This is a genomic window from Martinezella sp. CNPSo 3890 (assembly GCF_057784455.1).
Genome location: NZ_JBXSOR010000010.1, coordinates 1 through 12,830, shown reverse-complemented (window position 1 = coordinate 12,830; position 12,830 = coordinate 1). Strand labels below are relative to the sequence as shown.

Below are 12,830 nucleotides of genomic sequence, written 5' to 3'. Positions count from 1 at the left end.
CCGTTCGGCGACAGCCGCCGGGCGGGGCGCAATGAATGGCAAGTTCGATGAATTCGATTTTTCCGCAGGAGGCGTAAAGTGGCAGGTATCAATATCAAATCCCTCACCAAGCATTTCGGTGCCGTGCAGGTTCTGAACGACATCGATCTGACGATCGAGCGCGGCGAGTTCGTTGTCTTCCTCGGCGGTTCGGGCTGCGGCAAGTCGACCTTGCTGCGCATGATCGCTGGTCTGGAGACGATCACCAGCGGCGAAATCTGGATCGGCGGAAAGCGGGTCGACCAGCTGCCGCCCGGCGAGCGCGGCGTATCGATGGTCTTTCAGTCCTACGCGCTCTATCCGCACATGACGGTTCGCGAGAACATGTCCTTCGGCTTAAAAAATATCAAAACGCCCAAGCACGAGATCGCAAGGCGCATTGAAGAGGCTGCAAAGATCCTGGAAATGCCGCATCTCTTGGATCGCAAACCCTCGGCACTCTCCGGCGGCCAGCGCCAGCGCGTCGCGATCGGCCGCGCCATCGTGCGCGAGCCTGACGTCTTCCTTTTCGACGAGCCGCTTTCCAACCTCGATGCCGGCCTACGCACACGTACGCGCGTGGAACTGGCGCAGCTGCATGAGCGGTTGGGCGCGACGATGGTGTTCGTGACGCACGACCAGGTGGAAGCGATGACACTCGCCGACCGTATCGTGTTGCTCAACAACAAGAAGATCGAGCAGGTGGCAACCCCCGTCGAGATCTACACGCGCCCGGCGACGCGCTATGTCGCCCAATTCGTCGGCTCGCCCGGCATGAACTTTATCAACATAGCCGGCCTGGATGAAGCGGGCGGGCTGGCAACGGCGACCTTGCCGGATGGCTCTGTCATCAAAACGGCTGTCGCGCTTAACGGCCTTGCTAATTCCGGACTGACGCTTGGTATCCGCCCGGAGCATCTGGTCGTGACGACGGCGGAGAAGGGTGATATCGGCGGCCAGGTCGAGACTGTGGAGCGCCTGGGCGACCGTTCGCTCGTTCATGTCCGGCTCAAGGATGGATCGAAGATCATCGGCACGGATCCCGGCATGACGACGATTACGACCGGCTCGCCGATCGCCTTCGCCGTGGAGGCAACCAAGGTCAGCATCTTCGACGAGAAGGATGCGGCACATCATTCCGTAAACTGAGGAGGAAACAACACGAGATCATCCACAAGCAATTAGGCCTAGACACTACCGATTAGAGCGTTGACGAAACCGTCCAACTGGTATGTTATGTCGCCATGTCCACCGCCCACCATAGAAAGAAGCAGCCCTTGTTCGTCCGCCAGCAGTTGCTGGAGGTGGCGGCGCGGCTTGCTTCCGAAAAGGGGATGACGGCGGTGACGCTGGATGCCGTTTCCGGCGCCTCCGGTGTCAGCAAGGGCGGCTTGCTGCATCACTTCCCCAGCAAGAACATGCTTCTGGAAGCACTGTTCGACAGCCTGCTTGAGCGGCTGGATGCGGCGATCGAGGAAGCGATGCGTGTCGATCCGTTGCCGCATGGCCGCTTTACCCGCGCTTATCTGCATGCCTGTCTGGCGCTGCGCGATCAGCCGCAGGGTACGAAGGACTGGGCACAGGTGACGATGGTGTTGCTCACCGAACCGCAATTGCGGCAGCGATGGCATCAGTGGGTGCGCGAGCGCAGCGAGGAATATGTCGGCACGGACTCCTCGGTGGATGCGGCAATCGTCAGATTGGCGGCCGATGGGATCTGGCTTGCCGACCTGCTCGGCAGTCACGACATGGACGAGAGTGCCCGTCAAAGGCTGATCGACCGGCTGATCGAGCTCACGCAGCTCTAGCCCTATCGGAGATAATGGAATGGCGAACGCATCGGTCTATGCAATGCTGCTGGTTGCGATCGTGCTTGAAGTGATCGGCACGACGGCGTTGCAGATGTCGCAGCAGTTTACGCGCCTCGGCCCGACGGTCGTTCTCGTGGTCTGCTACGCGGCAGCGTTCTATTGCCTTTCGGTAACGTTGCGGGTCATCCCGGTGGGCATCGCCTACGCCATCTGGAGTGCGCTTGGCATCGTGCTGATTTCGATGGTGGGCGTGGTGCTTTTCCGGCAGAAACTCGATCTCGCCGCGATCATCGGTCTCGCATTGATCATCGTCGGTGTGCTTGTCGTGAACCTCTTTTCAAAATCCGTGTCGCACTGAAAACAGAGGTGTTGTTCATGGTTGTTTTTGGCTTTGTCAAATCGCTTTGAACGCATTATGTCTTGCGCTGGATAGGCTGATGGAGGCTGGAAATACGGCGCTTTTCCAAAGCGCTTTGGATCGCATAACCTATTCAATCCTAATGGTATTAGAGGAGTGCCGTAATGACTATTCGTGCCGTCGTTTGGGGCGAGAACATTCATGAGCAAACAAACAAGGTCGTCGCCGAGATCTATCCGGAAGGCATGCATAACACCATCGCCAAGGCGCTGAATGCCGATGCAGGCATCGAGGCTACCACTGCAACGTTGCAGGAGCCGGAGCATGGTCTCAGCGAAGCCCGCCTGAAAGACACCGACGTCCTTCTGTGGTGGGGTCACAAGGATCACGGCGCGGTCAAGGACGAAATCGTCGAGCGCGTGGCAAAGCGGGTGTGGGAAGGCATGGGCCTCATCGTGCTGCATTCGGGCCATTTCTCCAAGGTCTTCAAGCGCCTGATGGGTACGCCCTGCGCGCTGAAGTGGCGCGAAGCCGGTGAGCGTGAGCGCCTCTGGGTCATCAATCCCCGCCACCCGATCGCAGCTGGCCTTGGCGAGCATTTCGAGCTGGAGAATGAGGAAATGTACGGCGAACAGTTCTCCGTTCCGGAGCCCCTGGAAACCGTGTTCATCTCCTGGTTCCAGGGCGGCGAAGTCTTCCGCTCGGGCATGACCTGGCGCCGCGGCGCCGGCAACATCTTCTATTTCCGTCCCGGTCACGAGACCTATCCGACCTATCATAACGGTACGGTTCAGAAGGTTCTGATCAATTCCGTGAAATGGGCCTATAACCCGCTCGGCACCCAGGCCAGCATCCATGATGCGCCAAATGTGCCGGTCGAAAATGCACTGGAGCCGATCGTCGAACGCGGCCCGAAACTGCACCAGGCCGGCGAAGCCGGTTATCGCTGAGGTATCAGATGCGTCTCATAGTAGTTGGCACGGGCGGCATGGCGAAGAACCATGTGGAGCATTTCGCCCGCATTCCTGGCGTCGAAATCGTCGGCGCCGTCGATACGGATGCGACGAGGCTCACCGCCTTTTGCGATACGTTCGATATCAAGAAGCGCTTCTCATCGCTGGACGAGGCGCTGGCCTGGGGTGAGTTCGATTCGGTGACCAACGTCACGCCGGACAAGGCTCATAATCCGACGACGCTTCCGCTGCTCGCTGCCGGCAAGCATGTTCTCTGCGAGAAGCCTCTCGCGGAGAATTATGAAAAGGCTCTGGAGATGACGGAAGCTGCCGAAAGGGCAGGGGTCGTCAACATGGTCAACCTGACCTACCGCAATGTCGCGCAGCTGCAGAAGGCGCGCGAGATGGTGATTTCGGGCGAGATCGGCACGGTCAAGCATGTGGAGGCTTCCTACCTCCAGAGTTGGCTCGTGTCCAAGGCCTGGGGCGACTGGCGCAGCGAGTCCAAGTGGCTTTGGCGCCTGTCGACCGGTCATGGCTCGAACGGCGTTCTCGGCGATATCGGCATCCATATCCTCGACTTCGCCGCCTATGGCGCCGCGACCGATATCGATCATGTCTTTGCCCGTCTCAAGACTTTCGCAAAAGCGCCGGGCGAGCGCATCGGCGAATATACGCTCGATGCCAATGACAGCTTCTCGATGTCGGTCGACTTTGCCAACGGCGCGCTCGGCGTCGTGCATGCGAGCCGGTGGGCGACAGGACATCTGAACGAGCTGAAGCTCCGCATCTATGGCGAGCGCGGTGGCCTGGAGGTGTCCCATAGTCCGAACGGTTCGGAACTGCGGGGTTGCCTTGGCGATGACACGGAAACCGCGACGTGGAGGGTGCTTGAAGTACCGCCGGTTCCGACCAACTATCAGCGTTTCGCCGAAGCTGTCATGAACGGCAGCAGCCAGGACCCAAGCTTCCGTCATGCTGCCAACTTGCAGCGCGTGCTGGATCTTGCCATGGTGACTGAAGTTGAACGGCGCGAACTGAAGGTCTGATATCATAGTCAGCCTTCGGGCAACGCCTTGGGAGTGCACGCATGTCTACCGAGGAAAAAGTTGCCAGCCACTATACGCATGGATCGCTGGAAACGGCGATCCTGCAAGCGCTTGCTGCGGGCGGCAAGGATATTGACAACTTGCGTATCCGTGACCTGGCTGACGTCGATGAATTCCATTTGGGGCGACATGCCGCAACGGTGGATTTCGCGAGGGATCTCGATCTTTCTGCCGGCCTGCGTCTTGCCGATATCGGCTCCGGGCTCGGCGGGCCGGCCCGCCATTTTGCCGACTCCTATGGATGCATCGTATCAGGTATCGATCTCACCGAGGAATTCGTTCAGGTCGCTAATTCGCTGACGGCTCGCTGCGGCCTGGCGGAGCAGGTCTCCTTCCGGCAGGGAAGTGCTTTGGCATTGCCCTTCGAGAGCGGCAGCTTCGATCGCGTCACGCTCATTCACGTCGGCATGAACATAGAGGACAAGGCGAGACTGTTTGCGGAGGTCCGACGCATTCTCAAACCGGACGGCCGTTTCGGCCTTTATGAAATCATGCAGATGCGCGACGGCACGCTCCCCTTTCCCATGCCCTGGGCGATGGAGCTGGAAACCAGCTTCGTCCGTAGCCCGGATGTCTATCGTCAGCTGCTGGAGGAAGCCGGTTTCGCGGTGGAGCTGGAACAGGATCGCAGCGCTCTCGCGATCCGGCTCGCGCATGAGGCGCGCGCCAAGGCGGCCGCGGGCGAGCCGCGAGACCAGGGTTTCCGGACGTTGATGGGGCCACGGGCTGGTGAGCGCATGAGCAACGTCAACGTGTCGGTCGAGGGCGGCCTGCTTGCGCCGATCGAGATGATTGCCCGGGCGGTGTGACGGCTGCTGCCCGTTGACAGCGATGGGCCTGTTTCTATATTGAAAATCCAACGGTAATGGATTTCTGCCGGGCCTTGGTGGCCGAACCGCTGCTCTGATTTTCCCAGGGAAGCTGATGACTCCTACTCAACACGCCCGAAAGGCGAAGGAGTAGAGTCATGTCTTTTTTCTTGCCGTTATTCCATTCAGCTTTCGTAGTCACCGTCTCGATTGGCCTATGGCCGTGTTGGCGGGCGGATCTTGGCGCCGGCATTTTCGATAGCCGATATCGCAATGCCGCTAATTTGGGTCCTTCGATCGGGAATGTTGCGGATAATGACCAATAAACACAGCGGGAGATTGCCGTGATCTATCTTATTGTTTTTATGGGGGCCGGACTCGGCGGTGCATTCCGTCTTGGCGTGAATGAACTCGCCGCACGCGCGGTCGGTGTCGAGTTCCCGTTTGGTACCCTCATCATCAATATTCTCGGGGCCTTCATCATGGGGCTGCTGACGGAGTATTTCGCCTTTCGCGGCGGTATGTCGCAGGAGATGCGGTTGTTTCTGACAACCGGCCTTCTGGGTGGGTTTACGACGTTTTCGACCTTTGCGCTGGAAAGCGTCGTGCTCTGGGAGCGCGGCCAATGGATGCCGGCTATTGCCTATGTCGCCTTGTCCGTTTTTCTCTCGATTGCAGCCCTGATAGCAGGTCTTGCAATTGTCCGGCTAATAATTCAGGCTCAAACGGTATAGTGATGAAGGGTCGGCAAATTTCGCCGCATTTTTGCCGATTCTGAGGTGAATGCCTCTCGAGAATCGCTGGAGTTTCTGTCCACGACATCCACCGCTCGTTGCGAACGGACTCTCTTGCGAAATTCGACTAATCAACTCATATAATCGCCTATTACGATCACCGTATAACAGAGGAGTCGGGCGTCAATCAGGAAGTGCCGGGCGAATATCCCAAGTTTTTAGCCCGTTGCCACTTCGGGAATTGCATGCAGCTTCCCCCAGCAAAGACTTCCTCCCTGGACGGCCCTTAATAGATAGACATGACGGAGAGTCCCTTGAGCGCACCTGCTCCCACTTCCAACCAATCTCCTGCTCCGGAACAGACTTTCGGCACGGCTGGCATCGCACCGATGGATCGCCCCAGCGCCATGACGCGCTTTTTCATGGGCATCGTCGCCTGGGCGGAAGGCCTCAATCTGAAATACGCCAAGCTCGGCAATCCGCCGGTCTATGACACCAAGACTTTCCCCTGGGCCGCAGAGATAGAAAAGGATTTTCCGGCCATCCGAGCCGAGCTGGAAAAGGTGCTGCTGCGCCAGAGCGAGCTGCCGACCTTCCAGGACATCTCGACCGACGTGAAGACCATTTCGACCGATACGCGCTGGAAGACCTTCTTTCTCCTCGGTTTCGGTGTGAAGTCGGAGCAGAACATCAAGGCGTGCCCGAACACCTGGGCGGCCGTACAGAAGATCCCCGGCCTGACGACGGCCATGTTTTCGATCTTCGAACCGGGCAAGCATCTTCCGGCTCATCGCGGCCCCTATAACGGCGTGCTGCGCCTGCATCTCGGCCTTATTGTGCCGGAGCCGAACGAGAAGCTCGCCATCCGCGTCGACAAGCAGGTTTGCCATTGGCAGGAAGGCAAGGCGCTGATCTTCGACGACGCCTATGAGCACGAAGCGTGGAACCATTCCGACAAGACGCGCGTCGTGCTCTTCGTCGACTTCGTCAAGCCGCTGAAATTCCCGGCTCGTTTCGTCAACTGGGCCTTGATGAACCTGGCGATCTTCACGCCCTTCATCAAGGAAGGTCTCGACAACCACAAGGAATGGGAAAAGAAGTTCTACGCCGAAGCCGAGGCGTTCAGAAATCGCCCGAAGCCCTGACCCAATCAGCCAGTAAATTCAACAAAACCCCGGAATCCTTGCAGATTCCGGGGTTTTGTTTTGAACGATCAGCCTAACGCTCAGGCAGGCTTATCCGTCTCTTCCGTGTCCTCATAATATTCCTCTTCCACAGGCTGCGTGGCATTGGTCTTGCCATCCAGATTGCCAAGCAGTGCCGAGATGGCATTGTCGCCGTCGAAGCCGGCTTCCTTCAGCAGGCGGTCGAGGATCGGCTTGTTGGCCTGGTAGGAGAGAAGCTGGCCGGCAAGCCCTTCGCCGAGGCCGACGCCGCTGCCGCTATTGGTCCCGTTGCCGTTGCGGCCGAGCATGCCGCCGGTGTCGAAGATACGGATATCCGAGATTTTCTCGATCGGCTTGACCGCTTCGGCAAGGGCGGCGGGCACGATGCGGATGCGCTCGCGGGTAATCTCGAATTCGATGATGGCGGGGCTGAGCTTGTTGCGCGCTTCGTTGAGCAGCGCTTCGCTTTCAGCCGTTGCTTTACCGGTTTCGAGAATACCCTTGGCCTTGATGATCGCAGCGTCGGCTTCTGCCGTTGCCAGTGTCTTGATGGCGTCGGCCTGGTCGGTCGCGGCCTGCTTTTCGGCCTCTGCCGCAATGGTGACCGCGGTTGCCTGGGTTTGGGCGCGCTTCTGCGCGTCGATCACGGCGATCTGCTTCTCACGTTCGGCGATCTCGACCGCCTTGGCGGTGCCGACCTTTTCCTCGGCTGCGATAGCAAGGGCGCGAGCGGCTTCTGCCTTTGCCTTGGCCTCCGACTCCTCGCGGCTCTTGTTGGCGACCGCGATGGCGCTTTCCTGTGCGACGATCTGGATATCGCGGCGGGCTTCGGTATCGCGCTGCTGCACGGCGCGGGTCGAGTCGATGTTGGCGGATTCGCGAGCTTGTTTCGCAGCTGCCTCGCGTTCGGCGATCGCCTGTTCGGCGGCGATGCGGGCTTCCTCTTCCGCACGCTTGGCCGCCTGTTCCTGCTGTGCGGTCTCAGCGCGGGTGGCGGCGGACTTGTTGGCGATGTCGCGCTGTTGGTTCAGTTCGGCCTCGCGCTTCGTCCGCTCAATGGCGAGCGACTGCTGGCGGGCTTCCAGGTCCTTCTGGGCGATCGCGACTTCGGTATCGCGAACGACTTCGTTGCGCTCCTTCTTGCGCGCCTCGGTGACGCGGGTCAGAGCAGCCAGACCATGGGCGTCGAAGAAGTTGTTGGCGTTGAAGTGTTTGATATCGGTCTGGTCGAGGCGCGTCAGTGACACGGATTCCAGTTCGAGACCGTTCGACTGCAGGTCGGAACCGACTGCATCCTGCACCGCCTTGACGAAATCCATGCGTTGTTCCTGCAGGGCATCGAGGCTCATCGTGGCCGCCACTGAGCGCAGGCTGTCTACGAACTTAGCTTCGATCAGCTGACGTAGCTGTTCGCTGTCGTTGGTGCGGTTGCCGAGCGTCTGGGCGGCGAGAGCGATCGAGGAGCTGTCCGGCTTCACGCGAACATAGAACTCGGCGCCGATATCGACGCGCATGCGGTCCTTGGTGATCAGCGCGTCGTTCTCGCCGCGCTGGACTTCCAGGCGCAGCGTCTTGAGGTTGACGCGGGCGATCGAGTGGAAAATCGGCAGCACGACGGAACCGCCGTCGAGCACGACTTTCTGGCCGCCGAGGCCGGTGCGAACGTAGGCCTCATCGCGGCTCGAGCGCACATAGAGCGAGGCAAGGACGAAGCCGATCCCGAGGATCAGGACGAGACCTATGCCTGCGGGAAGAATAAGGTCGTAAAGGCCGTTCATGAAGGTTGCTCCGTAGAGGATTTGTCATCGGACCTCACAAGGTCCAAGGGGGCGGAAACTGCGATGAAGATGTCGGCCTTGCGGTCGACAAGCAGAACTTGGGCGCCGATCGGCAAGGGGCTTTCATCCTTGGCGGCGCTGGCGCGCAACTGATGCCAGTTGCCGTGCGCATCTTTGACGCTGACGCGGCCGGGCAGACCCTGATCCAGAGGACCGATGGAAACCGTGCCGGTACGGCCGACAAAGTCGTCGGCCTCGACGGCATAGGTCTCGTCGCGCGGCACGATCCTGGCGATCATTCGCGTCGAGCCGCGGACGAGAGGGATCGTGACGGCGAGGGCCGGCACTGCGGCAACGATCGCCGGCAACGGCGCCCGGATCACGTCGGCCACGGTCTGGATGGCAAAGCCCGTCACGGCGAAGATGCCGAGGGCCAGCATGATGAGGATCAACAGCGGCACACCGCCGATATTGATCCAGGACAGCAGGCCGGCGAGCACTCCGTCATGACCTTCGAAATGCGGCTTGCCAATGAGTTCGCTCAGCGAAAAGCCGAGCAGCATCGAAAGGATTTCGATTGCCGTCAGTCCGATCAGGATCATTGCCGCGATGGCAAAGGGCGCACATTCGGGTGCGAGAAACAGGTGCATCGGTTACTGGCCGTTGGCCTTGAAGCGGGCAAGGCGTGCTTCGATAGCCTGCTCCCGGTGCAGGCGATCGAGCTCATCGAGCTCGGCGCTGGTTGCGGGCTTACCCGAGGGTACGCCGGTCAAGCGGGAAACGGCGGCTGCTGCGCGCGCTGCACCGGCGGCCGGTGTCGGCCGTGGATTTCCGCCTGTTGCTTCTTCGGGAGCATGGCGGGCGATGCTACGCTTGAAATCGACAAGCCGCGCTTCCGCCTCGCGACGCGCGGCAAGAACAGCCTGAAGCGCCTTCTGACCCTCGTCAATCCGTGCGTTCGCATCCGCAAGCGCCTTGTCGAGGGCCGCAGTCTGGGCTTCGAGGTCGATCTGGCGCGAGACGCCGGCCTTAGCGAGATCTTCGCGGTCGGCAGAGATCGCAAGCCGGATCTTGGCGTCGAGCGCGTCGAGATCGGCGACGATCTCGCTGCGGCGGCTCTGGATGCGGTATTCCTCGGCGCGCGCCTTGCCGAGATCGGCGCGTGCTTCATCGGCGGCGGCGTCGATCTCGCGTAGCGCCTGCTCGATGACGGCAACCTTGCTGGCGCCTTCTACGGTGTCGACTGCGGCATTGGCGAGGCCTGCAATCAGTCGCCCCATGCGGGAAAGAATGCCTTCATGCATCGTCATGTTATCCTCCGTTCGGGGAGAGTTTGGTGTTACCCCGATGTGAATCGCGTAGTGGCCGCCATCGGCGATCAGATAGGCGGGGATATTGCTGCCCCAGCCTTTGAAATAGCCGGCCACGTCGAAGGGCACGGCAACACGACCGCGCACCGTCGAGATTGTCAGGTCTGACGGACCCTTGATGGCAAAGAGCTTTTCGTCGAGCGGCAGCCGGTTCCAATCGGCAAGCCCGCCTCGATTGGCCGCAAAATCACGCAAGCCCAGCGTCACGAGGCGCGCGGGTAAAGCAGTGCGTTCGCGGATGGTCTCATAGGCAAGATCATGAAGCGTGACGAGATTTGCTCCGGCTCTGTCCGGAACGATTTCGCCCAGGAGTTTCATCATCTGCCCGTATGCGGCAAAGGTCTCGTCCAGAGCCTGCCGCGCTTCGTCATCGGGAGCGAGATCATATCGCAGACGAGAGCGGTGCGTTGGTGCATGTGTCTTTGCCATGACCTTCTAGTAAAGCACCGCTGTGGTGCTTTTCAAGGGAGTATGACGTCAAATATGAATGAATTGTAATGAATGATAGGCAGCACAGGTTGCAAAAATTTGATACTTCTCTCCCCCTATGGGCGATCGCACGCCCTACAAGCTCGCGTATATGTAGTGATTGGCTGTAAAAAAACCATATGCAAAGCGCGGCCAATCGGCCGCGCTGCGTTGGAATTGTGAGTGGAGCGTTGGGGGCGAAGCCGTGGTTACTTCACGGTCCGCACGATTGCGGCACCTGCCGTCATGCCGCCGCCGAAGGCCACGAGACCGAGGTTGAGCGGTTCGGAACGCTCATTGGCGACATGCAGCATGGCGAGCGGAATGCTTGATGAGCTGGTGTTGCCATAGGTCTCGATGACGCTGAGAGCCGGGCGGCCGCTGCGCTTGGCAATCGTGTCGATGATGCGCTGGTTGGCCTGGTGCGGCACGAGCAGATCGAGATTGGCAAGCTCGATGCCGGCGTCGACGCAGGCGTTTTCGATCGAGCGGGTCATCGAATGCACGGCCTCGGTGAAGACCGAGCGGCCGTTCATGGCAATGACGCCATCATCCGGCAGCGGAACATAGAGTAGATCGCCCGGTTCCGGCCGGCCGCTGACGATCGGGCGGCTTGCGGTGAAGAGCGGGTTGCGCGCCATGTCGCGGCTGGTCACGAGGCTGGCGGTTGCGGCATCGCCGAACAGGATCGCGGTGGAGAAATCGTTCATGTCGAGCAGCGGCGACAGAACTTCCGAGGTAATGATGAGCACCTTGGCATCGTTCTGCTGGGCGATGAAATCATAGGCCTGCTGCAGGGCGTAGAGATAGCCGGAGCAGGCGGCACCCATGTCATAGGCGGCCAGCGATGGCCGCACGCCATCTTCGGCGACGGCAACCGCGACGCGGCTTGCGAGCGACGGCGTGGCGATGTCAGGCGTTCCGGTGGCCGCGATCACCAGATCGACATCGTGGATCGACATCTGGTTCTGCTTGAGAAGATCGCGCGTCGCCTTGGCGGCAAGGCTCAGCGTGCCCTCTTCAGGGCCGACCCAGAAGCGGCTCTTGATGCCCGTCAGCGCCAGGATCTCGTCAGCGCGGCGGTTCGGCCAATTATGGATGATCTCTTCGTTGGTGACGCGGCGGGCGCCGGTCGCGATGCCAATGCCGTTGATGACGACTTCCGAGAAGCTGCCGGTATGGCGGCGCAGCGTCGGGATGACATGCGACTTCAGCCGCCGCAGCACGAATTTGTTCTGGATCTCGGAGGCCAGCGCAAAATTCTGTTCGCTGAGATCACGGTTGGCGTCGACGGTCAGAAGCGGGCTGTCCGTGGCGATCTGATCGCCGATCTTGGCGAAGACTTCCTGCACGACACCGCCGATATTGGCGCAGATTTCGACCGAGGCTTTCGTCGCCTCGACAACGGCGACGAGCTGGCCGACCTCGATCTTGTCGCCGGGCTTGACGAGCAGATCCGTCACGAGGACGTTCTCGTCGGCAGGGCCGGAGCCGATTGCCTTGATCGCCGCCGTCGGGCCGCTGTCATCCTCTTCGTGCCAGGTCACCTCGCATTCGAGGACTTCGGCCATCAGATCGACCAGCTTGCGATAGGAGGGCAGTGTCTCGAGCTGATTGCGGAAGTTAAAGGGAATGTGAGCGTCCGAGCGGGCCAGCCTGCGCACGACGACCGGCACATCGGTCTTTTCGGTGACGGTCGCGATGATTTCCGCGCCCATACCGACGGTGCGGTTATCTTCATGGACGACGATCAGGCGGCGGGTGCGCCGTGCGCTCGCCAGCACTTCCTTCTCGTCCCAGGGTGAGATCGAGCGCAGATCGATCACCTCGACGGAGAAGCCCTGTGCCTCGAAGGCGCTTGCAGCATTGGCGCAGAGCGAAACCGTGTTGCCGTAGCTGACGAGCGTGATGTCGCGGCCACGGGCGACATGGCGCGACAGGCCGGGATGGACGAAATGCTTGTCGATATCCTCGGAGGTGCGGCCGTCGGAATTATTGAGCACGGCCTTCGGATAAAGGAAAACCGTGGGGCGCCGCGACTCGAAGGCAGCATTCAGCAGACCGGCCGCATCGCCGGCGCTGGAGGGCATGACGACGTCGATGCCCGGTGTGTGCGCCAGCATCCCCTCGAAGCTCTGGGCGTGGAACGGGCCAAGGCCGGGCTTATAGCCGCCGCAGCTCACCATCAGGATGACGGGTGCTTCCCAGGCGCCATTGCTGCGCCAGAACATGCTGCCCATTTCCGAGACGATCTGA

At 60.4% G+C, this 12,830-nt stretch carries 12 protein-coding genes and 1 riboswitch; of the genes, 8 read left to right on the top strand and 4 right to left on the bottom strand.

All coding sequences use genetic code 11. The features are described 5' to 3' along the window. The first annotated feature begins 78 nt into the window (after window positions 1-78). The 8 genes from AC13RC_RS21560 to olsC all read left to right on the top strand — a co-directional run bounded on the left by AC13RC_RS21560 (window position 79) and on the right by olsC (window position 6,937). The gene (locus AC13RC_RS21560; protein WP_113330207.1) at window positions 79-1,167 is read left to right on the top strand and encodes an ABC transporter ATP-binding protein; all 1,089 of its coding nucleotides are present in this window, start codon (window positions 79-81) and stop codon (window positions 1,165-1,167) included. A 95-nt stretch (window positions 1,168-1,262) separates the two neighbouring features. Then, the gene (locus tag AC13RC_RS21555) at window positions 1,263-1,826 is read left to right on the top strand and encodes a TetR/AcrR family transcriptional regulator (protein ID WP_488558360.1); all 564 of its coding nucleotides are present in this window, start codon (window positions 1,263-1,265) and stop codon (window positions 1,824-1,826) included. Window positions 1,827-1,845: 19 nt separating this feature from the next. Next, window positions 1,846-2,187 (top strand): DMT family transporter, encoded by a 342-nt coding sequence (locus AC13RC_RS21550; protein ID WP_113330205.1) that lies wholly within the window; start codon window positions 1,846-1,848, stop codon window positions 2,185-2,187. A gap of 164 nt (window positions 2,188-2,351) precedes the next feature. Then, window positions 2,352-3,137 (top strand): ThuA domain-containing protein, encoded by a 786-nt coding sequence (locus AC13RC_RS21545; RefSeq protein WP_488558359.1) that lies wholly within the window; start codon window positions 2,352-2,354, stop codon window positions 3,135-3,137. Window positions 3,138-3,145: 8 nt separating this feature from the next. After that, entirely contained in the window at window positions 3,146-4,189 is a 1,044-nt protein-coding gene (locus AC13RC_RS21540) for a Gfo/Idh/MocA family protein (protein WP_113389033.1), read from the top strand. A gap of 41 nt (window positions 4,190-4,230) precedes the next feature. Continuing rightward, complete coding sequence (locus tag AC13RC_RS21535; protein WP_488558358.1) at window positions 4,231-5,058, top strand: class I SAM-dependent methyltransferase; 828 nt, start codon at window positions 4,231-4,233, stop codon at window positions 5,056-5,058. A gap of 43 nt (window positions 5,059-5,101) precedes the next feature. Further along, window positions 5,102-5,190: riboswitch (Fluoride riboswitch) on the top strand. A 212-nt stretch (window positions 5,191-5,402) separates the two neighbouring features. Then, window positions 5,403-5,792: a fluoride efflux transporter CrcB gene (gene crcB / locus AC13RC_RS21530; protein ID WP_113389031.1), complete on the top strand. Its 390-nt coding sequence runs from the start codon at window positions 5,403-5,405 to the stop codon at window positions 5,790-5,792. 299 nt (window positions 5,793-6,091) lie between these two features. Next, a complete protein-coding gene (olsC, locus tag AC13RC_RS21525) occupies window positions 6,092-6,937 on the top strand; it encodes an ornithine lipid ester-linked acyl 2-hydroxylase OlsC (protein ID WP_113330200.1) in 846 nt (281 codons plus the stop codon). 80 nt (window positions 6,938-7,017) lie between these two features. Here olsC and AC13RC_RS21520 read toward each other — a convergent pair whose 3' ends face one another. From AC13RC_RS21520 to AC13RC_RS21505, 4 genes are all read right to left on the bottom strand, one after another. Further along, entirely contained in the window at window positions 7,018-8,736 is a 1,719-nt protein-coding gene (locus AC13RC_RS21520; RefSeq protein WP_488558357.1) for a flotillin family protein, read from the bottom strand. After that, a complete protein-coding gene (locus AC13RC_RS21515) occupies window positions 8,733-9,386 on the bottom strand; it encodes an OB-fold-containig protein (RefSeq protein WP_488558356.1) in 654 nt (217 codons plus the stop codon). The genes AC13RC_RS21520 and AC13RC_RS21515 overlap by 4 nt, the downstream gene beginning before the upstream one ends. 3 nt (window positions 9,387-9,389) lie before the next feature. Then, the gene (locus tag AC13RC_RS21510; protein WP_488558355.1) at window positions 9,390-10,535 is read right to left on the bottom strand and encodes a PspA/IM30 family protein; all 1,146 of its coding nucleotides are present in this window, start codon (window positions 10,533-10,535) and stop codon (window positions 9,390-9,392) included. A gap of 248 nt (window positions 10,536-10,783) precedes the next feature. After that, the coding region (locus AC13RC_RS21505; protein ID WP_488558354.1) for a transketolase C-terminal domain-containing protein at window positions 10,784-12,830 on the bottom strand (2,047 nt) is incomplete at its 5' end.